Origin of the sequence: Pauljensenia sp. 20925_1_34 (assembly GCF_041432775.1) — a bacterium.
GTDB lineage: Bacteria > Actinomycetota > Actinomycetes > Actinomycetales > Actinomycetaceae > Pauljensenia.
Window position 1 is genome coordinate 64,079 of the sequence record NZ_JAPWAG010000006.1, and the last position, 24,013, is coordinate 88,091.

The 24,013-nt window shown below is 64.5% G+C and carries 7 protein-coding genes; 2 read left to right on the forward strand and 5 right to left on the reverse strand.

Annotation, left to right across the window (positions count from 1 at the left end):
• The first annotated feature begins 2 nt into the window (after window positions 1–2).
• Window positions 3–2,063 carry a dipeptide ABC transporter ATP-binding protein gene (locus tag O3669_RS04040; RefSeq protein WP_371523742.1) on the forward strand — a complete coding sequence of 687 codons (2,061 nt, stop codon included), beginning with the start codon at window positions 3–5 and terminating at the stop codon, window positions 2,061–2,063.
• Between the two features lie 145 nt (window positions 2,064–2,208).
• Here O3669_RS04040 and O3669_RS04045 read toward each other — a convergent pair whose 3' ends face one another.
• Window positions 2,209–2,490, reverse strand: a complete 282-nt coding sequence (locus tag O3669_RS04045) for an HU family DNA-binding protein (RefSeq protein WP_003790058.1) — start codon at window positions 2,488–2,490, stop codon at window positions 2,209–2,211.
• 463 nt (window positions 2,491–2,953) lie between these two features.
• On the opposite strand from O3669_RS04045, the gene O3669_RS04050 reads away from it, so the two are divergent.
• A complete protein-coding gene (locus O3669_RS04050) occupies window positions 2,954–4,894 on the forward strand; it encodes a solute carrier family 23 protein (protein WP_314768423.1) in 1,941 nt (646 codons plus the stop codon).
• 1,120 nt (window positions 4,895–6,014) lie between these two features.
• Here the strand turns inward: O3669_RS04050 and O3669_RS04055 are convergent.
• The 4 genes from O3669_RS04055 to O3669_RS04070 form a co-directional block, all read right to left on the reverse strand.
• Window positions 6,015–12,029, reverse strand: coding sequence for a leucine-rich repeat protein (locus O3669_RS04055; protein WP_371523743.1), 6,015 nt, complete (start codon window positions 12,027–12,029; stop codon window positions 6,015–6,017).
• Between the two features lie 373 nt (window positions 12,030–12,402).
• A complete protein-coding gene (locus O3669_RS04060) occupies window positions 12,403–16,329 on the reverse strand; it encodes a S8 family serine peptidase (protein ID WP_371523744.1) in 3,927 nt (1,308 codons plus the stop codon).
• Window positions 16,330–17,065: 736 nt separating this feature from the next.
• Window positions 17,066–20,236, reverse strand: coding sequence for a leucine-rich repeat protein (locus tag O3669_RS04065; protein WP_371523745.1), 3,171 nt, complete (start codon window positions 20,234–20,236; stop codon window positions 17,066–17,068).
• Window positions 20,237–20,547: 311 nt separating this feature from the next.
• Complete coding sequence (locus O3669_RS04070; RefSeq protein ID WP_371523746.1) at window positions 20,548–23,865, reverse strand: leucine-rich repeat protein; 3,318 nt, start codon at window positions 23,863–23,865, stop codon at window positions 20,548–20,550.
• Window positions 23,866–24,013 lie beyond the last annotated feature (148 nt).

Sequence of the window (24,013 nt, forward strand, 5' to 3'; positions counted from 1 at the left end):
CTATGGCTAACACTCCGCTCCTGGACATCCGGGACCTCCACACCGATATTGAGATCCGCTCCGGCGTGGTCCACGCACTCTCCGGCGTCGACCTGCACGTGAACCCGGGCGAAACCCTGGGCATCGTGGGCGAGTCTGGCTCCGGCAAGACGATGACTGCGCTGTCCCTCATGGGACTGCTCCCCCAAGGGGGCCGGGTCTCCTCCGGACAGATCATTCTGGACGGTCAGGACCTGACGAAACTGCCCCTGAAGGACAAGCGCAAGCTGCGCGGCACAAAGGTCGGCATGATCTTCCAGGATCCGCTGACCTCGCTGAACCCGACCATGAAGATCGGCCTGCAGGTGTGTGAGCCGCTGCGCGTGCACGAGGGGCTCTCGAAGAAGGAGGCGCTTGAGCGCGCCGTTGAGATTCTTCGACGCGTGGGCATGCCCCGCCCCGAGGTGGTCATCAACAACTACCCGCACCAGCTCTCGGGCGGTATGCGTCAGCGCGTCATGATTGCCATGGCTCTCGTGTGCAAGCCGCGCATCCTGATCGCGGACGAGCCCACAACGGCTCTGGACGTGACGACGCAGATGCAGATCCTCGATCTCATCGACGAGCTGCGCGACGAGTACCAGATGGGCGTCATCCTCATCACCCACGACCTGGGCGTCGTCGCCGGTCACACGGATCGCGTGGCCGTCATGTACGCCGGGCGCATCGTGGAGACGGCCCCGACGAAGACTCTCTTCACGGAGCCCAGGCACCGCTACACGAGCTCGCTCATGGCTGCCCTGCCCGAGCGTGCTTTGGCAGCGGGCACCAAGCTCTTCTCGATTCCGGGTGCTCCCCCGTCGCTGACGAACCTGCCGGTGGGCTGCCGCTTCGCCAAGCGCTGCCTGTGGGCCACCCCGGAGTGCCTGGAGCGCTACCCGGACCTGACCGCGGAGGGCACGCACTCATTCTCGTGCTTCCACCCCGTCCAGGATGGCGACGAGTCCCCTGCGGATCTGCAGGCCAAGCTTGACGCGGACAAGGCCGGGGACGAGGCCGTGGCACAGACCGTCCCGACGGTGTCCTCGCATGTTCTGCTGGACGTCAAGGAGGCCTCGCGCGAGTACGAGTCGGCGGGGTCCGGCTTCTTCAAGCGCGACAAGGGCGTCGTCTCCGCCGTGGACCGTGTGTCCATCACGGTGCGCAAGGGCGAGACCTACGGCCTGGTGGGCGAGTCCGGTTGTGGCAAGTCGACGATGGGCCGCCTCATCGCGGGTCTCGAGCCGCCCTCGGGCGGTGCCATTGAGCTGGAAGGGCGCGACCTGGCCACGCTCAAGGGCCGCGACGCAGTGCGCATTCACCGCGACGTGCAGATGATGTTCCAGGACTCCTACGCGGCGATGGATCCGCGCATGCGCATCGACCAGATTCTCGCCGAGCCCATGAGCATCCAAAAGACAGGTAGTAAGCGGCAGATCGCCGAGCGCATCATGGATATCATCGAGCAGGTTGGCCTGACCGAGGAGATCCTGGATCGCTACCCGCACGAGTTCTCGGGCGGCCAGCTCCAGCGCATCGGTTTTGCTCGTTCGCTGACTCTGGCGCCGGACCTCATCGTGGCGGACGAGCCGGTCTCGGCACTGGACGTGTCCGTCCAGGCGCAGGTCCTCAACCTCATGAAGGATTTGCAGGCTGAGCTCGGGCTGTCCTACCTGTTCATCAGCCACGACCTGGCGGTGGTTCAGTACATGGCGGACCGTATCGGCGTCATGTACCTGGGTCGCATCGTCGAGGAGGGACCGGCGAAGGAGGTGGTCGAGAACCCGAAGCATCCCTACACGAAGGCGCTCATCGACTCGATCCCCGTGCCCGACCCCGAGCACTCCCACGACGAGCGGACAATCAAGCTGGAGGGCGAGCCTCCTAGCGCCGTCAACCCGCCCGAGGGGTGCCGTTTCCGTCCGCGCTGCCCCTTCGCCGGCGAGGAGTGCAAGGTCCAGCCAGTCCTGACGGATGAGCGTCATCGCGTGGCCTGCCACCACCCGCTGCTTCAGATCCGACCGAAGGAAGAGGTGGGAGCGTAAGCAGATAGTCCTTCATGCGAACTCCAAGGGACGCCCCCGGCCCGAGTCTTCGGGCCGGGGGCAACGTGTACGCGCGACAGGGCGCGCATGCGTGCGGGGCACGACCGATCGGTCGCGCCCCGCAGTGTTGCTGTGGGTCAGCGCGTCACTTGGAGACGGCCTTCTTCAGCGTGGAGCCGGCGGAGAGCTTCACGCCGTAGCCCGCGGGAATCTTGATCTCTTCGCCGGTGCGGGGGTTGCGGCCGGTGCGGGCGGCGCGCTCGACGCGCTCGACGGAGAGGAGACCGGTGACCTTGACGGCCTCGCCCTTAGCCAGGGACTCAACGAGGACGGCCTGGAAGGCGGCCAGGGCCTCGTCGGCCTTCGCCTTGGTCAGGTCGGCACGTTCGGCAATCTGAGCGACAAGCTCGGTACGGTTCACGGACATTGAGAAACCTCATTCCTGTTCGTTCTTTGGTTACCACTTTCGTGGCCACGAATGAAACAGTACGAAATCTCTGGCGATTTCGCCGAGTTTAGGGCCATATTTCGCGGATTTCACGAAAAATTCCCGATTTTCAGCCCAAATACGTCCATTTCTGTTATGTAGATCACACAAACTTTCCAGCTGTTCAGCACCCGCGCATCCTCAAACACGCCATTACCGGCATATTTTTCGGTAACGCCAGGCGTGCACGGACCCCGCGTTTGCGCCGTCGGCACAGCGATGACAAACCTGGCTCCCACCCGACGCTCATCCCGACGAGCCAGCCACGGCCTCGGGACCACACGAGTCCCTCACATGGGCATAAGCCCCGCTCCCCTACGTAATGTTTTACGATAATCATGCCTTCTCGATACCGACGCTGAAGGCATCCCTTCACACATGAATATAGGTTCAGGAGACACGCATGGCATCTCGCCTCTCGTCCGCTCCCCATCCCGTCGACCAAGTTCCCCCCATCGGAAAACTAACAGTTCTCGGCATCCAGCACGTCCTCGCGTTCTACGCGGGCGCCGTGGTCGTCCCGCTCGTCATCGCCTCCGGGCTCAGGCTCGATAACCACACGCTGGTTCACCTCATCAACGCCGACCTGCTCACCTGTGGCATCGCCACAATCATCCAGTCCGCAGGCATCGGTCGTTTCATCGGCGTGAAGCTCCCCCTCATCCAGGGCGTTACCTTCACCGCCGTCTCCCCCCTCATCGCGATCGGCGCGGCCGCCACGCCGCCCGGCGCAGACCCCACGACCGGCCTGGCCACCATGTACGGCTCCATCATCGCCGTCGGCCTCATCGTCTTCCTGGTCGCCCCCTTCTTCGCCAAGCTCCTGCGGTTCTTCCCGCCCATCGTCACGGGCACCCTACTGACCGTCATGGGGACGACCCTGCTGTCTGTCTCCGCCGGCGACATCGTCGCCTGGGCCGACAGGGCCAGCGACGACGCCGCCAAGGCAACCGCAACCTTCGAGGCCCTGGCCTTCGCCTTCGGAACAATCGCGATCATCGTGATCATCCAGCGCCTCTTCAAGGGCTTCATGGGGACCCTGTCGGTCCTGTTGGCGTTGCTCATCATGACCGCGGTCGCCTTTGCGATGGGCAAGACCGATTTCTCGGGCGTAGGAGAGGCCACCTGGTTGGGCATCACCACGCCCTTCTATTTCGGCATTCCCAAGTTCTCCCTCACCGCGATCTTCGCGATGATCATCGTGATGGCCGTGACCGCCGTGGAGACAACCGGTGACGTGTTCGCGACCGGTGAGGTCGTGGGCAAGCGCATCACGCCTCGCGACATCGCCAACGCGCTGCGCGCCGACGGCCTGTCGACCCTGCTGGGCGGCGTCCTGAACTCCTTCCCCTACACGTGTTTCGCGCAGAACGTCGGCCTGGTGCGCCTAACCCGCGTCAAGTCCCGCTGGGTCGTCACGGCCGCCGGCGTCTTCATGATCTTCCTGGGCTTGCTGCCCAAGGCGGGGGCCATCGTCGCTGCTATCCCGCAGCCGGTCATCGGCGGCGCGTCCCTGGCGATGTTCGCCAACGTGGCCGTGGTCGGCATCCAGACCCTGTCTAAGGTCGACCTGCGCGACAACCGCAACGCCGTCATCGTCTCCACGTCGATCGGCCTGGCGATGTTGGTCACCCTCAAGCCCGGCATCGTCACCGTCATGCCTTCCTGGCTGCAGATCATCTTCGGCTCGGGCGTGACGATCGGCTCGCTGACGGCCATCATCCTGAACCTCCTGTTCTTCCACATCGGCCGCCCCGAATCCCCGGATGTGGCCGTCGTGGACGGCAAGAAGATCAACCTGGACGACGTCAACGCGATGGATCGTGAGACGTTCGTGTCGACGTTCTCGCAGATGTTCACGACGCAGACCTGGCCGGCGGAGCGCGCCTGGGAGGCGCGTCCCTTCGCAACCGTGACCGAGCTGCGTTCCTCCTTCGAGGACGTGGTGCTGGCGGCGACGGCTGAGGAAGCCGAGGAACTCATCGCGTCCTACACGGACGTCGTCTCCCTGATTCTCGACGGGGAGGGCGACGATCAGTCACTGGCCGACACCTCGAACCTGTCCGTCGGCGACCTGACGGACAAGGAGGCCGAGGAGCTGCGCGCCCTGACGGCCGCCTACCGCGAGAAGTTTGGCCGTCCCCTGGTCATCTGCGTGGATAACGTGGTGGACCGCAAGCACCTACTGTCCTCGGGCTGGCGCCGCGTCGAGCACTCCCCCGCCCGCGAGGCTCGCTTCGCGCTCGGCGAGGTCATCGACATTGCCGACCTGCGCTTCGATCAGCTGGTCGCCGACGCGAACCCCATGCGCGCCGCGTGGGACGCGGGGGTTGAGCGCCTCTGAATTGCTCGCCTTGTCACCGTCATTGACGAGGCCGGGGCGCGGCGAGTTCTCATTCGAGAGCTCGCCGCGCCCCGTTGTGTTGCATGACGCGCACGCCACGAAGCAAACCGGCTCTTCGCATTGTGGGGTGTGGGGGTGGTGTTCGAAGCGTCCCGGGGATTGTGGACAGTGTCGTGGGACGATGACCGAACACAGGAGTTCGCCTTGGGCGCCTCATCAACCAAAACTCGCACGTAATTCGGGTGCCCGAACTTTCTGCAGCACCCCAAAACGTTGCAATTCCAACGATGCGATTTCAATGTTTGAAATACATGTCGGGGAATTACGTGCGACATTTCTGAGGAACCACAACATGAGGCACCACAATGACCCCACGAAGTGCCCCAAGCCCGGAAGACAACTCAAGCCCAGAAGACCCCCACAACCCCGACAGTCGCCACAAGCACGGGGGCGCTGCACCCGATAAGGGGCACTGCACCCGTTATGTGGCGGTGCACCCGTTATGTGGCGGTGCACCCGTTATGTGGCGGTGCACCCGTTACGTGGCGCTGCACCCGAACAGAAGAGGTGCATTGCCTACGGATCGGGTGCAGTGCCCCAAGAAACAAGAACAAACGCGGAACTGGCACACCGAACCACTCACCGCCACACCCCTCCATGCGCAGCTGGACCCTACAGGTGGCAGGATGGGCACGCCGCCCACGCCACCACCTACACTCCGGCCCACTCCAACACCTCCCACACCCTAAAATGCGAAGAGCCAGCAAACCGTTCGAGGCCCATACGTATAGGCGAGGACAGCAACAGGTCAGCTGGCAACAACGCGGATGATCTTCGCGCGCAGACGCCGAGGGGCCGACCCTGCGGTCAGCCCCTCGGCGTATCCCATCAACACAGTGCGAGTTCTCCCAGATGACTCCTCACAACGGTTCTCGTCGGCATCTCCCGGACCCGATTGGCCCGTGCCGTATTCCTTTGTAATGACGTCTACTCTAGGAGGCCAACCTTGTGGGATCCCCGAGGCAACCTGAGAAAACCCTGGGATTTATCCGGATCGCGCCCCCGGACTATAGTCCGGGGGCGCGAGCGTTGGACGCGGCTTATCGCCACTGCCTGGGCACTACAGGAGCTTTCCATTGGCGGAGAAGTGATACCACTTCCCTCCAATGCGCACCCAACCCGTTGCCATGGTGCCACTGCCCGGCTGCAGGTAGTACCAGGAGCTGCCATCCTTGAGCCAACCGGTGGCCATCTGACCAGTGCTGGGGGTGAAGTAGTACCAGGAGTTCCCGATCTTCGTCCACCCCGTGGCCCGCACACCGGTGGCGGTATCCAGGTAGTACGAGGACCTGCCCAAGGTCAGCCATCCGGTCTGCTGGGCCCCCGTCGAGGAGTGGTAGTACCACGATTCTCCCTCGTTGACCCACCCGGTCCGTGCGCATCCGCTGGCATCGAATCGATACACCGAGCCATCAATGCTCGTCGTGGTGCTGCGCTCGCTGGTTCCGTCCGGGTAGGCGAACTTCCAGCAGCCGCCGCTCCACGTCCACGAACCGACCGTCGGCGTGGGAGTGGGATCCGGCGTTGGTTCCGGCGTGGGTTCGGGACTCGGGCCACCCTTAACCGCTAGCGTCACCGGAGTGCGCAGATGAGTGACGTCACGCACTTCGACGCGCAGCGTCGTACTCGCGTTCGGTGGGGTCCACGTGAGAGTCGCCGATGCTGCATCGGCCCGATCAGCCGCGGTCGACATATCAGCCCAATCGAGCACGATACTCTCGACTCCATCGGCTCCCACCTGCGTCCCGCGTACCTGGTAGGTGCCCGGGACACCGCCGGTCACGGAAGCGGTGAACTGAGCAGGAGCGCCCGTCGGCGCCGTCAGCTCATACCCTGCCCCGGCCTCGGCAATGCCCGTGCCGGACAGCGACACTGCCGCTGGCGTATACGTGTGCATATGCCCTGGCTCAAGATAGATGTAGTCGGCCGCCTCCTGCGCGACCTTCCAGGCCTCAGACCCTTCGGCTGCGGCAACATAGATGTCGAGGTCGGGAGTCCCACCGCCGACTCTCATAAAACCAAGCGTGAGCTGAGTCAGAGTAGAGGGCACCACCAAGATATCCGGATTATCTTGCTTGAAACTAATGTCTCTCATCCCTTCACCGAAATATGCGCTGGCATGTTGTACGCCCTCTCCCCTTCGCGCTTCGGAGAAGTAAACGCCCTCGACGCCGCCGCGCACGACGACGCGGGGGACATAAGCATTGGCATAGCCTGTGGAGCGGATACTCCTTACCTGCCCGCCGTATTCGACCGCCTCAAGCCCTGTGTTAACCAGATTCGTCACAAATTGCAACGAGTCCGGCAGCACTAGCTCCGTCAGAGAACTGGTACCGTCAAATGCTCCGTCATCGATAGTCGTGACCCCCTCGGGCACAACCACGCGCTGCAGATGGGCGGCATTCGCAAAGGCCCTCGCCCCCACTGCCACCGTGCCTGCCCGTACCGAATAGTCGGTAACGGCGTTCGCTGGCGAGAAATACACCAGTCGCAGGCCGTCTGGCTCACGCACATAGAGGACATTGTTCTCGGCGGACAAAAGCGCGTTGTCAGCACTGACGGTCAGAGTGGACACAGCCCCATCGTTAGCGAGCATAGACGGATCGAAGGATGCCACGGATGCACCAATGTGAACGCTTGTCAGAGGCGGACAGTCCGCGAATGCTTCCTTGCCGATCGTCGTCACCGAATCAGCCACCGTCACAGAGGTGATCATCGAGCCGTCAAAAGCACGGCTCGAAATCTCGAGCGTGCCCTCGGGCACTGTATATGCCCCTCCGTACAGCTTCGCCATCGGAAACCTGATCAGGAGTGAGTGATCCTTGCTGAAGAGCACCCCGTCGATGCTCTCAAACGCCGTGTTGACCGGATCCACGTCGATGCTCGTCAGGGATGCGCTACCCGAAAATGTTCCCTCACCGATCGTCGTCACCGCACCAGGCAGAGTAATCGACGTGAGCTGAGTCCTGGCGAATGCCCTGTCCCCGATCGACGTCAGCTGCGAGGGACGCGTTCGCGTGTCCTCGAAGGTAACAGAGGACAGGCTGGTGGAGGCAAAGGCATCCGCCCGGATCTGTGTCACGCTCGCGGGGACATGGACGCTGCGAATCAGCGAGCCAGCCTTCGAGAAGGCCGAGCTCCCAATCGCGGTGACAGTATCCGGGATCACAACGTCTGATGTGGCCCCTTCATAGCTGGTGAGAACACCGTCACTGTCAATGATGAAGTCGCGTGAATGATCGGCTTTGACCTCAACCGGGATGGACACTGTCCGCGCCCGCCCGTACCGGGTCCTCACCGTCGCGCGCAGCGTGCCGGTTCCTTCCCGGCTCGACGCGGTGACGTCTGCCCGAAGAGTATCCGAGCTCGGCTGAACGGTCCCAAGCCAGGAGGGCTCCAGCGTCCACGTGACGGGCCGTCCCCGGAAGGTGGAGGCCAGGAACGCTTCGATCGGCACCGACTCGCCCGGGGCGAGAGTAATCGACGCCGCCGACAGCTCAATGCCCGTCCACGAGGAGACAGCCCGGACACTGACCTGTGCGCTCGCGGACACGCTCGGCTGGGAAGCGTCGGTCGCGGTGATGGTTGCGCTTCCCGCTCCCACGGCACGCACGTGTCCCTGGTCGTCGACGGTGGCCACGGCCTCGTTCGAGGAGGACCAGACGACGTCGGTGATGGTCGCATTCTGAGGCTCGTAGTTCGTCAGCATGACCATACTCTGTCCCACGACGAGCGAGGATGACTCCGGTATCAGGGACAGCGAGGTCATCGGGATCCCCGCAAAACTTACCTGCGCTGTCGTCCGGTTGTTGCCCGCGTCCCAGGCGTAGAAGGTCAGAGCCGTTGGGTTGGAGGCTCTGAGCGACTCGGGCAGGTCCTTCCAGGAGATCTCGTAGTGGCTGGAGTATGTGCCGTCACTCTGGGCTTCATCCGTGAGGCCCTCCGTCACCGGGGAGAAGGGTTCGCTCTCGGTGGTCGCGGAGAATCCGTATCCGCCCAGGGGTGAGGAGTCGGTGATGTCAACGATGATCGTGCGGTTGTCGCCCTCACCCGTGACCTCCAGATTGGTCACGACGGGAGCGTGGGTATCAAGCGCGAACTCGTACTCTAGTTTGTGCACGGTGGGAGAAGGTCCATCCGTAGCCGCCTCGATCGTGAGCGTGTAGTTGCCGTCGGGCAGTTCCTTCCCGTTGGCATCAAGACCGTCGAACACCGGGCTGTCGAAGCCTTCCGGGCGGAGGAGATCTTGTGTCTGCCCCTTGCCCTCGAAGGGGTACTTACGCGCACGTTCACGTATGTACGAGCGTACCGTTGCGCCTTCATGATTCTTATAGGTGTAGGTCATGGTCGGCACGTTGCGCAGAAGGATGGTGCGAGGCGCGACCTTAGTCGGAGCACCCGCCAGCGTTGAGCGCGAGACGACGTAGCGTGCACCCTTGAGGCCCTGGCGCGGCATATCGAGCGGAGCTGACGTCGACAGGTTGATCAGCGACGAACTGGCTTGATGATCCTTATCACCAGGCGAGACGAAGACGGAGGGGTCACCCCAAGAGCCGTAAAACCCCATGTAGGGAACGGTGAGGTCGGGTTGCCCGTCGATGCTCGTGAAGGTGACGGCGCCGTCGATGAAGGTGCCCTTGGACGCATGCGAGTTCGCGTACGAGGCGAACTCGGCTTGAGGGGTGACGGTGACGGTCACCGTGGCACTGGACTTGGCTGGCACGCGCAGCGTGTTCGCCGAGAAGGTCAGGGAGATGCCCTGCCCCGCCCAGTTCTTCGAGTGCTGTCTGAAGTACTTATCTTCAACGATCTCAGAAAGGGCCTGCCCGCCGAGCCGGTAGGAGTGTTCCTCGGAGGACAGGTTTGTCAACGTCACCTTGAAGGTCCATCCCTGCGTGCCGTCCCCGAGGTCGGCCTTCGGGCGCGACGGGTCGAGGGCTCCTTCCACGGTTGGATAGACGGCGGTTGTGGTCGCCGCGACGGCGTCGACGATGCCAGCGCCGACTCGGCGAGGCGAGTAGTAGGTGCCGTCGAGTTGTTCTGCGTCTGGGAGAGGATGCGCTGTTCCCATCAGAATGTTCGTGACGACCGCATCTTTGTCACTTGAGCTCATTCGCGCGAACAGCGGGTCTGATGCGATGCGCTGGCGCAGCAGGGCTGCCACGCCTGCGACGTGCGGGGTGGCTTGCGAGGTCCCGGTCATGTAGTCGTAGGATTTCCCGATTCCAGCGGACAAGATGTTGCCGCCGGGTGCGGTGATCTCGGGTTTGAGGGTCAGGTCCGGGGAGACACCCCAGGAGGAGGTGGGGTACACCACCGGCGTGGAGGTAGCCGGACGCGGGTCCGCGTGCGTCAAGGTTATCTCTATGCTCCCCGTGGCAGAGGCGTTGATCGCTTCAACGAGGGCGTCGCGGTCCTTCTTCGTGATGCTGACGGTCGTCAGGCTCACGGTGTCGTCTACCATTGCGACGCTGGGAAGCGCTCCCGGCTCGGTGTCGCCAAGGATGAGGGCCGCTGGTTTGGATCCGAGAGATTCGAGATTGCGCGCCTGATCGGTTGTCTTTATCCCGGCGCCATATTGGGAGTTCAGTCCTTGATCTTCGAGGACGATAACGTTGGAGAGGTCGCCGGGATGCGCTGCAACGAGGTGGTCAAGGTCTTCCTCGCTACCCCACCCGGCGTAGATCACGCGATAAGTGCCTTCTGGGATGGCGCGCAAGTCGGCCCTCGTACGGTCGTACTGGTCCCGGGAGGCGAGGTAGAAGATGTTTCGTTGGCCAACAGTCAGGTACGGCAGGGCCACCACGTTGTCGACGGAAGCGACAGTCAGCGACGGCTTGAAGGATCCCGGCTCGGTCACTGTTCCTGTATCCGGTTCGCTCGCGTACGGCGTGGGGAGGCCCATGTAGGATCCGTGCGCAACAGATCCTTCGTTTCCTGCACATGCGTTGATACTGATCCCTTGTTCCGCGAGAGCCTTGAGGACGTGATCGTACACGCTTCCTGCCTCACTGCTCATGCCACCTCGATTCACGAGGGACAGGTTGATGACGTCGGGCTTGAGGATCATGGCGTCATCGAGGGCAGACAGAATCGCGCTATCGACGATGTCGCCCGAGTGCAAGCCGGAGCCCACCCTTGCAACGATAATCTGCGCGTTGGGGGCCACTCCCTGCAGGTCGGGCGCATTTGCAGCAGCGATGGCAGCGACGTGACTACCGTGATAGTCGACAATGGGATCAACCATGGTGGTATTGGTCACGTAGTTGAAGGCGAACGGGAACTTCTTGTTGATGTATTCGCCGTCGCGTCCGTGACTCAGTTTCTTCTTCAGCTCATCCACGTCGCGCTCGCTCAGGCGAACGTCAACCTCATCCATCGAACCAGCGAATGCCGGGTTTGATGTGGCAACCCCACTGTCGATGATTTCGATAACTTGGCGGTCGCCCTTGTAGGCGGTTTCGTTGGCTCGGATCATCTCGAGCGAGGAGGAGTTGCGCAGGGTCGGGTCGGCGGCTCTCAGGGCTGCGGTCATCGCCTCGGCATCATCGCGTTCCTCGTTGATCGGCGCTGGGTCGTACGTCTGCTCAACGAAGGCGGTTTTAACGCCCTCGGTGTTGCGAATAGCTTGCAGGGACGAGGCCGGGGCTTGGAGCGCGAAGCCGTCGAGGGCGTGGATGTACTCGCGCTGAACGGTGACGGTCGCGTCGGGTACGGACTGGGTCACCGATGCCTCGATGCGCGCCCGCATTTCTTTGTGTTTGGTGTCCGTGCTCAGGCCGAAGACGCGCTGGTCCCAGGGGATGCCGACGTCGCCGTCCTCGAGTTGGACGATGATTGTGGTTGGGGTGTCGTCGTTGGCGTGTTCGTCAACGTCCGAGGCTGTGGTGGCGTCCTGCGGGTTGCCGGACTGTGGGTCGTCGCCGGACTGCGCGTCGTCGCGCAGGGCGAAGTTGTGGTGATGCGTTGCGTCTTCGTTGACGGTTGCTGCGTGTGTTGTTGGGATTGTGACCGGGGTAATTACGAGGGCACCTGCCGCTATCAGCGCCAGTGCCGAGACTTTTCGTCGGGACATCTGTGGCTCACTTGATCGACAATTGGGTGGATGCGAGGATCGCGCCGATGTGATTCTCACATGTCAATCATAGGACCTATGAGCTTATTCGATAAGTGATAATGCTTGACATGATGGGCTTTAAGAAGGATCTAGACACGCCTTCCGACAACGTTTAGGCACACAGATTGCCATATAGTCACGCCCGCTTCGCTTTCCAACAAACTGACACCTCCTCCAATTTACAAGGATTTTCGAGGGGCACCACGCGGGAGCGGTATCACATCGACAAACTATTGCCCGAGGCGGCGATTTCGACCAGCCATGACAGTGACGACGCTCGCGCCCCCGGACTATTGTCCGGGGGCGCGAGCCTTGCAGGCGGCCTGTGGGGTTAGCTCGCTGAGCGCTGCCACTGACCGGAATCAGAGAAGTAGTACCACGTGCCGTTGATCTGCATCCAGCCCGTCACTAGAGTGCCGCGCACCGGGTTGAAGTAGAACCAGTCGTCGCCCACCTTGGCCCAGCCGGACGCCATTGCGCCGCTGGTCGGATGCAGGTAGTACCAGCTTCCGCGATCGACCAGCCATCCGGTGGTCATCGCGCCGCTGACCGGATCCGTGTGGTACCAGGATCCACCGGCGAACACCCAGCCCGTGGCGAGCGTGCCGCGGCCGGGGGTCAGGTAGTACCACGCGGCCCCGTCGCGCACCCAGCCCGTTGCCATCGCGCCGTCGGCGGGGCGCAGGTAGTACCAGGATCCACGGTCGTAGTACCAGCCGGTCCGCATGGCGCCGGTGGTCGCGTCCAGGTAGTACCAGGTGCCTCCAACTGAGGCCCAACCGGTGGCCTGGGCGCCCGAGGGGGTGTGGTAGAACCAGGAACCAGCTTCCTTGACCCAGCCGGTACGCATGTAACCGGAGCTATCGAAGCGATAGGTGGCGCCGTCGATCGCCAGCGTGACGCCCTTCGGGTAGGAGCCATCGGCGTAGCTGTACCACCAGCCCTGCGCGTCGCTCACCCACGTGCCGGCGGGCACGGTGGGATTCGGCGCGGGTTCGGGAGCGGGCTCCGGATCGGGCATCGGCGAGCCGTCCAGGGTCACCTCGCGCTGGGCGGGGTTCAGGCCCCAGTCCCAGGCGATCAGGTGAGAGGACACGGGGGCCGCGCCCTCGTTGCCCTTCTCGGCCCAGGCACGGTTCAGGTCGGCGACGGGTACGTTGACGTGGTAGCGGTGGGAGCCGTCGGCCTGGATCTCGCCGTCGCCCTCAAGGAGCTGGCGGTAGTACCACGCGCCGTCGGCGTCAGCGCGCAGCTCGATGCCGGCCAGCGGCGAGGCGTCGGTGACGTCGAAGGAGAGCGTGCGCGCACCCTCGTCGCCGGTGACCGTCGCGTTGGAGATGACGGGTGCGCGGGTGTCGAGCGTGAACTCGTAGCGCATCTGCTGCGTGGTGGACGAGGGGCCGTCCGTGGCAGCTTCGAGTGTGAGCGTGTAACGCCCGTCGGGCAGTTCCTTGCCGCCCTCGTCCACACCGTCGAACACGGGGTCCTCGCCGGTGAACTCGCCCGGCTTGGTGTAGCCGGTTTCCAGGTCGTACAGGGACTTGCGCACCCGGGTCAGCTCGTAGGAGCGCACGCTCACCCCGGCCTCGTTCGTGTAGGTGGCGTTCATGCGGGGCACGGAGCGCAGCATGCCGGTGCGCGGGGCGATCGTGTTGGGCGCGCCCGGGGCCTGCGAGCGCGAGGCGACCAGTCGCGTCGGGTCGACGGTGACGACTGAGTTGTAGTCCTGCTTCTCGGCCAGGGGGTTGAGCCCACCCAGCGGGATCTCGGTCTCGGTGTCCATCAGCGCGGAACGGTAGACGTGCGCGGGGCGAGTCTCCTCGTCGGACCACAACTCGTCGAAGATCGCGGGCGCGCCCCAGGACCCGTAGAAGCCCAGGTAGGGAACCGTCAGGTCGGGGGCCCCATCGGCACTCGTGAAGGTGATGGCCCCGTCGATGAACGTCCCCTCGGGGGCATGAGCCGACGCGTACGAGGCGAACTCGGCTTCGGGGGTCACGGTGACGGTCACGGTGGCGCTGGAGGAGGCGGGGACCGTCACGGAGTCTGAGGAGAAGGCCAGGGTGATGCCCTGTCCCGCCCAGTTCTGCGAGTGCTCCATGAACAGGCCTTCCTCGACGACCTCGGAGAGGGCTTGGCCGCCGAGCGTGTAGGTGTGGGCCTGCGCGGACAGGTTCGTCAGCTGCACCTGGAAGGTCCATCCCGTGGTGCCGTCACCCAGGTCGGCCTTGGGGCGCGAGGGGTTGGCGCTACCAACGACGCTCGGGTAGACGGACGAGGTCGTGGCTGCCACCGCGTCGACCTCACCTGCGCCGACCTTGCGCGGGGAGTAGAAGGTGCCGTCCCCGAGCTCGATGTCGACCAGCGGGTGGGCGGTTCCCATGATGAGGTTGGTGACGACCGCGTTCTTGTCTGCGGCGCTCATGCTCGCGAAGGCCGGGTCGGAGGCGATGCGCTGGCGCACGAGGGCGGAGATGCCCGCGACCTGCGGGGAGGCCATCGAGGTGCCGGACAGGCTCGCGTACTCGCCTCCCAGGATCGCGGAGGTGATGTTGCCGCCGGGGGCTGCAACCTCGGGCTTGAGGGTCAGGTCCGGGGAGACGCCCCACGCGGAGAACTCGGAGGCGGCGGGGTTGGGCGAGGCCAGGACGATGCCCGAGTGGGTGACGGTGACGTAAATGTCGCCGCCCTTCGCGTCGCGTACCGCCTCGTCGAGCAGGTCCTTGCTCGCCTTGGTGATGGTCACCGTCGGCAGGTCGCGGGCTGCCCCCGTGATGGCCTGGTAGGGGGTGTTGGACTCCTCAGTGTCGGCGATCATCAGGGCGGCCGGCGGCGGGGTGGCCTTGAGCAGGTTCTCGGCCTTGAGCTCGTCGGTCATGGGGATGTCGCCGTGGGTGTCGATGCCGCCCTTGTCTTCCAGGACGATCGCGTCGGACAGGTCGTAGCGGTTCGTTTCCCAGTAGCGCTGGACTTCGTCGCTTCCGCCGAAGGATGCGTGGACGATCCGGTAGGTCTTTTCGGGTATGTCGCGCAGGCTGGGCACGGGTTCGCCGTTGCCGTCGATGGCGGTGGCGTAGGGGATCTTGTGGTCGCCGAGGCGCACGTAGGGCAGGGTGTCCTGGCTGTCGACCGAGGCGACGGCCAGGTTGGACTTGTAGGAGGCGGGTTCGCCGAGCGTGCCCGTGTCGGGGTCGGAGGCGAAGGGCTTGTTCTGGCCCGAGTTGTTGCCGTAGGCGTTGGAGAAGGCGTTGCCGGACGCGGCGTTGACGGTGATGCCGGCGTGTGCGAGCGCCTTGTAGACGTCGGCGAAGATCGAGCCGGCTTCGCTGCTCATGCCGGAGTCGTCGCCCAGCGAGATGTTGATGACGTCGGGCTTGATGATGAGGGCGTCGTCGAGGGCGGCCAGCAGGGCGTCGTCAGACATGGCGCCGTCGGCGTCGTGGACGACTTTGGCGACGATGAGCTGGGCGTTGGGCGCGGTTCCGCGCACCTCGCCGCCGTTGGCGGTCGCGATGGCGGCGACGTGCGTGCCGTGGGACATGTCCTTGGTGGAGGTGGGCACGACGGTGGCGTCGTTGTCGGCGTAGTCGTAGGCGAAGGGGATCTTGTCGGAGACCCACGCGCCGGCGGATCCGTGGGGCAGGCTGGGCGTCAGGGATGCGACGTCCGCCTGGTTCATGCGGATGGCGGAGGCATCGAGGGCGCCGGAGAAAGCGGGGTGGGTGATGTCCAGTCCGGAGTCGATGACTTCGATGACCTGGTGTTCACCCTTGTGGGTGGTCTGGTTGGCGCGGGTCATTTCGAGCGCGGCGGCGTTCTTGAGGACGGGGACACCGGCGGGCTCCTCCCCTTCCGCCATGGCTGCGATGGTGCGCGAGGCGAAGGCGGCTTTGACGCCGCTGGTGGCCTGGATGGCGCCGAGAGTGGAGGCGGGCGCCTGGAGCGCGAAGCCGTCCATCGCATGGCTGTACTCGCGAAGCGTCGTGACGGTGGCGCCGGGAAGAGCTTGCGCGACGGAGGCGGCAATGCGGTCGTGGGCCTCGGCGCGGTTGGTCCCGTCCTGAAGCTGGACGATGATGGTGGCCTGCTCGTCGGCCGACGAGGCCTGGGCCGGGTTCGCGGGTTGCGCGAAGGCGGTGGTACCGACGGATGCATGGCCTGCCCCGTCCGCTGCGAGCGCAGCTGGGACGGCGAGGGTTGACATGCCGAGGGCACCGGCGGTCATCAGCGCGAGTGCCGATGCGTGGCGGTAGGTCATGTGAGTCTCACTTCGTTCGTGACTGTGGGATACGAGCCAGGCGCGTGACGCGCCTGGCCAATTATCAGCAATTTCTCTCAGTTGTGCAGTATGCGTTGCGGAAAACCAGGGTTATAGAGATCAGTCCCCCGCGTGGCGGACAGGCATAACCGGCTTCAAGGTGGCGCTGTTGGCCGTACAGGTGGATGCCTGGGCCCCTTTACTGCGCAGGTTAACCCGATAGGTGGAGCGTGGGCAGGGCCGCCCACGCTCCACCTATAGGGCCCAGCTGTGCATCATCGGGCTAGTACTGCCACATCTCGGGCCCAGGTGACACAGACAGTCAGCACAGAACCACCCGCCCAGCGACAATTCGTTCGACCAACACGATTTGCCCATCCTCATAGTTGGTCCCAATCAACTAAAACACCGACTTTCCCGCACCACCACACCGAAAAGTCACCCCACCAGCAACACGTAGTGTCCTATAACCCGAAGACCACCGCGATCACCCCATCCGGTGGCCAGCGCGCAGATACGCCGAGGGGTCGACCGTGCGGTCGACCCCTCGGCGTATCCCATCAACACAGTTCACGTTCTCCCAGATGACTCCTCACAACGATTCTCGTCGGCATCTCCCGGGCCCGAGTGGCCCGTGCCGTATTCCCTTGTCATGACACCTACTGTAGGGATCGAGTCTGTGCAGAGCACCGGGGCGTCCTGTGACAACGCTGGGATCATGCGTTGGCGCGGGGCACTAGTGGATCCACTTGCCGGTGTCGGAGAAGTGGTACCAGGTCAGTCCGATCTTGACCCAGCCGGTGACCATGATGCCGTCGGCGGGGTTCAAGTAGTACCAACCGTCGTAACCGTGGTACCACCCCTTCACCATTTTTCCGGTGGTGTCGCCCAGGTAGTACCAGTGAGAGCCATCCTTGAACCAGCCCTTGACCATTGCGCCGGTGACGGGGTCCAAGTAGTACCAGTTGTCCTTGTCCTGCACCCAGCCGGTGACCTGCTCGCCCGAGGAGGAGTGGTAGTACCAGTGGTTGTAGTAGTAGGTCCAACCGGTGTGCATGTAGCCGTCACCGTTGAAGCGGTAGATCTTGCCGTCGATGACAACTGAGGTGCTGCGGGCGTAGGTGCCGTCCGCGTAGGCGTACCACCATCCGAAGATGTTGTGCCTCCACGTGCCAACGCCCGTGGCCGCGTTGACGTCGAGGGTTCCTCCCACCTCGACCGCCACGCTCACCTCGGCGCTGACCTGGGTCACGTCGCGGGCCTCAACGCGCAGGGACCTGGCAGCCCCGGTGGGCGTCCAGGAGAAGGTCAGGGACGAGGCCGCCTCACCGTCGCCGCCCATCGCCGTCCAGTCCTGCACGACGGTCTCGGCGCCGCCCGTGCCGACCTGGATGACGCGCAGCTCGCGCCCCTGAGCGATGGCGCCGCTCACGGTGGCGGTCATCTGCACAGGAGCACCCACGGCGCCGCTCCAGCGAACCCCGTCCCCGGCCTCGTCAATGCCGGTGCCGGACAGCGAGATTGACGCGGGCACGTAGGCGTGCAGGTGGGACAGGTCGATACCTTCCTTGACCAGCTCAGCCTTCGCGACCTCCCAGGCGGGCGACCCCTCGGCGGCGGCCACGTAGACCTGCGCGTCGGACTTGTATCCCTCAGAGGAGAAGGGGTCGAGCTGGAAGGTGGTGACGGTCGAGGGCAGGACGATGATCCTGGGGCCCTTGCTGCGCACGTCGACGCGCGTCATCCCCTCGCCGAAGAACGCGGTTTCGATGCGCCCGTTGGAGGGCTCCCCATCGGTGTAGTACTCGCCGTTGATGCCGCCGCGCACGATGAGGTGACGGGGCGCCAGGTTCTCGCGCGTGGGCATGAAGAGTTCTCGCGTGTTCTTACCCAGGATGACGGTGTCCAGTCCGGTGTTCTGAACGCCGCGCACGACCTCCAGGGACTCGGGAAAGTCCATGTCCACCAGGTTCGTGCAGCCGTAGAAGGCCGCGTAGTCGATGGTTGTCAGCCCTTCGGGCAGGGTGACGCGGGAGAGCGAGCTGGCCCCGTCGAATGCCAGGGAGCCGATCTCCTTCGTGCCCGCGGGGACCTCGAACTCGGCACCGGGCCTGGCCGGCGGGTAGAGGGCAAGGCGCTGCCCACCCTGGTCGTACAGGACCCCGTCGACCGCCTTGAACGAGGCATTGGCGGGGTTGACGGTGATGGTGGCCAGCGCCGTATTCCCACTCAGCGCCGCGTTTCCAATGGTGGACAGGCCCGCTCCCACGTGCACCTCGGTGAGCGAGGTGTTGTTTGAGAACGAGGAGTTTCCGATGGAGGTGACGCTATCGGGCAGGGTGAGGGAGGTCAGGGCGGCGCCCGTGAAGGCGTTTTGAGAGATCGTCGTGAGACGGCCGAGGTCGGGACGCAGGTTCAGCTCGCGCAGATTCTTCGCATAGATGAACGCGCCGTCGGGCAGGGTCTTGATGCCACCCACGTCGAGGCTGGTCAGCTTCTCCATGTTGGAGAACGCCCACGTGTCGGCGCTTTCAACACCATCGGGCAGCGTCAGGGACGTCAGCTCCGCATACGAAAAAGCCCATGCACCGATGTCACGCAGCGACGAGGGCAGCGTGAGGGTCGACAGCTTCGCGCCATAGAAGGCCTGGCGCTCGATCGTGTCGGTCCCATCCAGGACCGTGTAGGTCCCACCGGGTGCCTTGGAAGCGGGGTAGGCAACCAGGTGCGAATGATCCTTCGTGTACAGGACCCCGTCATGGCTGGAGTAGTTCGTACTGGCCGCATCCACCTCGATGGCCTCGAGCTGGTAGGAACCCAGGAACGCATCGGTCAGCTGGCCCTCGTCAATGTTGGGGCCCAGGTGGATGGTCTTCACCCTTCCCATGTTCTGGAAGGACTCGTAGATCGTGCGCACGGAGCGAGGCAGCCTCAGGTGCTCGATAGCCGTTCCACCGAACGCCTGGTCACCGATCTCGGTGAGCTGAGAGGGGTGTTGCTCGTCATCCTGGAAGGTGATCTCCTTCAGGCCGCTGCCATAGAAGGCCCTATCGTCGATCGAGCGCACGCTGGCGGGAACCCACACCGTGTCGAGCGATATGGAAGAGAAATCAGGGCCGATACCAGTTACGCCCTCGGGGATGACGACGTTCTTGTCCTTACCCTTGTAGGAGGTGAGCACGCCGTTGTCGTCCGTGATGAAGTCGCCGCGAGGATCGGGCTGGACGGTCACGGAAATCGTCGCAGTCTTCGTCTGCCCCGACGAGTTCGTCACTTTCGCGGTGAGCGTGCCGGTGCCGGGCTGCTCGTAGGCCACCAGATCGATAGCCGTCGGGCTCTTGGCCTCGTCGATCCTTCCCAGCGAGGACGGGGTGAAGCTCCACGTGATGTCGCCGTCGTGGAGGGAGGGAGCCAGGAGCGCGTTGACGGACTCGACGTGGTTGAAGATCATCGTCATCTCGGGGACGGACAGTTCGATGCCGACATCCTCGGAGACCTCCCGGACCTGGACCGCGGCCGTGGAGGTCAGCGTTGCGTCGTCCTTGTCGGTCACGGTGATCGTTGCGTCACCGACTCCCACAGTGCCGACGTGGCCCTCCTGATCCACGGTCACAACCGAGGGATTCGAGGACGTCCAGACGACGTGGTTGGGATAGGCGGGGCCGGAGTCGTAGGACGCATCAAAGGTAAAGGACTGGCCAAGGGCCACGGCCGTCGACTTCGGCCATACGTACAGCGCCGTCGTCGGCACCCCGATCGTGGGGGCGAGCGTCGTCGCGGGCTGGAGGGAGCTGGTCGCGGCCGCCGCGCCAGCCCCTGCGGCGGATGCTGGGGATACGCCGAGGGCCGTCAGCGCCAGGGCGCCGACAGCCGCCAGCGCCACCGCGCAGAACTTTCGATGGGACATCTGGACCTCACTGAGTTAACTAATGGATGAAGGAAAACGCGCGCTGCTTTGTGGCGAAATCCTCGTTTAACACTAGTATGGCTTCCCCTCAAACGGGCACGATAATGAGACATTTTCTCAGCATGTGTCAAACATGTGATGCGTTTAAATTCAGCATTTTTCACCCAGCTGATAACAATCCATCACGCCGTCACAAGCGGCTTCACAAGTGCCCTTGCGGGATCGTCGCAACACGCCAGTGCAGGCCTCACTCCAACAAGGAGGGCGGGGCCGACCATACGGTCAACCCCGCCCACGTCGCATTCGACGTTTTATTCGACCCACTGGCCGGATTCTGAGAATCGATACCACGTCACACCGGAGAGCACCCAGCCGGTAGCCATCGTGCCGGACCCGGGCGTCAGGTAGTACCAGGAGGCGCCCTGCTTACTCCACCCGGTCACCATCGCGCCACCCGTCTCACTCAGGTAGTACCAGGAGCCACCCTCCTGGAGCCAGCCCGTCACCATCGCACCCGTGCCCGGGGCAAGGTAGTACCAAGAGACGCCATCGAGGATCCAGCCGGTCGCCTGGGCCCCCGAGGGCTGGTGGAAGTACCAGGCGCCACGCTCGAAGACCCACCCGACACGCATGTACCCCTCGGCGTCGAAGCGGTAAATCTGGCCAGCGATCGTCACGGCCGCACCGGCCGGGTAGGAGCCGTCTGAATAGCGATACCACCAGCCGCGAGCGCCCCACACCCACTCCCCCATGTGGTGCGCGAGCTCGGGGCTCGTCGTCGGCTCAGGGCTCGGGGCAGGCTCGGGGCTCGGTACGGGGCTGGGCTCGTCGTCGAAGGCCGGGGCGGGCTTCGCCTCGTTCGCAGGATCGGGCTCCTCGTTGGGCACCGGAAGCGCAATGGGCGGCAGAACGTGGGTGACGACAACTGTCATCGGCACCGATCGAATCAGGCCGGTGGCGTCGCGAGCGTCGACGCGCACCAAGGCATCCTCGGGGGCCGGAGTCCACGCGTAGGACGCGGTAGCGAAGCGCCCATCCGTGCTTGCCACCATCGCGCTCCAGTCCTGCAAGACCGTCTCACCGCCATCCTCGCCGACGCGAACGACGCGCACCTCACGCCCGGAGGGCACGCCTCCACTCACGGCGATATCAACGCTCACCGACGCGCCGAGGGACGCGGTGAGCACGTACCCCTCCCCGGCCTCGGCGATGCCGGTGCCCGACAGGGACAAGGTGGGACTCTCGAGCGACACCAGGCGCGAGGCGTCGTAGCCGGCGGCCTCCATCGCGGATTGCGTGACCGTCCACGCCGAAGAGCCCTCGACGTCGGCCACGTAGATGGTCGTGTCTGCCTTGAGGGCCTCGTCCATGCTCGCGGCGAGCGTGACCTCCTCGGCGCTGGAAGGCAGAACGAGGACGCGCGGCACCTCCTGCTGGAAGGAGAATGACGTCATCCCGTCGCCGAAGAACGCGCTAGCCGGGCGATCCCCCGTGTTCTTGCCGGCGGAATGGAAGGAACCGTTGACACCGCCACGAACGATGATGTGGCGCGCGAAGCGCTGGCCGTGGGCGACCATCGACAGTTCGCGCACCTGCGTGCCCATGTCGATGGTGTCCAGGCCTGTGCCGACCAGGCCTCGGGCGACCTGCACCGAGTCCGGGATGGGCATGTCTGTCAGCTTGTCGCAGCCGCTGAACGCGTCGTCGTCGATAGTGATTAAGCCGTCGGGCAGCGTGACGCGTTCAAGCCTGGCACTGTTCTCGAAGGCACCCGCCCCGATCGTCGCCGTGCCCGGAGCCACCGTGGCCGCGCTCGCGGGGGTGGCGGGGGCGAATCGGACCAGGGCCTGGGACGAGGAGTCCGTGTGATAGAGGCCGCCGCCCTCGACGAAGAACGAGGAGTTCGCGGGGCTGACACTCAGGGTCGCCAGGGCGTCGTCGCCGCCCAGCGCGTAGTCGCCCATCGAGGACAGGGATGCCCCCACGTGGAACGAGGCCAGGGCGCCGTTCTGGGAGAAGGCCTCCACGCCCACGGTTGACACCGTGTCCGGTAAGGTGATCGAAGGGTCTGAGATTCCAACGAAAGCGCCTTCGTCCACGGTCCGCAGGGTGCCCAGGTCGGGGCGGAAGGTGACGTCGCTGAGGGCCGCGTCGTAGCGGAAGGCGTTGGAGGAGACGGCGGTGGCGCCGCCCAGGTCAACGCGGGCCAGCTTCGGCATCTGCCAGAAGGCGGAGGCCCCCATCGTCTCAAACGCGTCGGGCAGCGTCAGCGACGTGAGGGCAGCGCCCTCGAAGGCCTGCTTGCCCACGCGGCGCAGCGTGTCGGGGAAGGTCACGGAGCTGACCTGCGCACCCAGGAACGCCAGGTCGTCAACGTCTGTGGTCCCCGAGACGACCTCGTAGGAGCCGCCCGCGTTCTTCACCGCGGGGAAGGCAATCAGGTGCGAGCGGTCTTCGGAGTAGAGAACGCCATCGACACTCTCGTAGTGCGGGTTGCCCGCGTCGACACGGATGCTACCCAGCGCGGGGGTGGAAGCAAAGGCACCCACCAGCTGACCCTGCTCAACAGCAGGGCCCAGGTCGATCGAGGCCAGGTTCACCATGTCGACGAAGGCGTTGGTGTCGATCGTCGTCAGCGAGCGGGGCAGCGTCAGAGCGGACACTCTCGTGTGGGTGAAGGCGCGGCTTCCAAGCTCGACAAGCTGGGAGGGCACGTCCGCGTCATCCTGGAAGGTGACGGCCTCAAGGCCGCTGCCATAGAAGGCCTCGTTGCCGATGCGGCGGACACTCGCGGGGATGTGAACCGTCCTGACGGTGGCCTCGGAGAAGGCGCGATCCCCGATCGCGGTGACGCCCTCGGGGATGCTCACGTCCGTATCGGTCCCCCGATAGGAGATCAGTTCGCCCCTCTCGTCCATGACGAAGTCGCCCGAAGCGTCGGCCAGGACCTCAACGGGGATCGTCATCGTCTTACTCTGACCAGCCGGGGTCGTGACGCGAGCGGTGAGGGTGCCGGTTCCCGCGCTCCCGGCGGGGTGGAAGACGGCTGTCGGCGCGCCTTCGTCTGGGGCGATGGTGCCCAGCGTGGACGGGCTCAGCGTCCACTGGACGTGACCGCCGTGCAGCGAGGGGGCCAGGAGCGCGTTCAGGAAGACGGGCTCCCCGGCGATGGAGACCAGGGACGCGGCGGACAGCTCGATCCCGCGTTCCTCCGTGACAGCGCGAACGATGATGGGCACGGCCGTATTGAGGGAAGGATCTGAGCGATCACGCACGGACAGCGTCGCCTCGCCCGGGCCAACCGCGCTCACGGTCCCCTTGTCGTCCACGGTCAACACCGACGTGTCGGATGAAGCCCACGTCAGGTCGGGTAGGACGGCGGGCCCGGTGTTGTACTCAACCGTGTAAGCGACACTCTGCCCGGGCACAAGAGCCGTGCTCCCAGGCCACAGGCGCACGACGGCCGTGTCGGCGTCGCGGTTCGAGCCAGCGAGATCGCCGGACTGCGCACTTCCCTGCTGGGCGGCCATATCAGCCGCGACCGCGCGGGTACCGGGGACGCCGAGCGCGGTCACGGCGAGAGCACCGGCCAGCGCAAATGACAGCGCCACGTGTGTTCGATGGGACACCATAACTCCCTGTGTCGACAAGCATGTGAAGAACGACTGCGCGGCCATACGCACAGTTTTCCGTCAAACATGATCCCAGGAAGTATTACCGCGTACCTGCTGGAAGATTTATTCTCACCGTTGCCGAAGGGCGCTTATTGTCCGATGA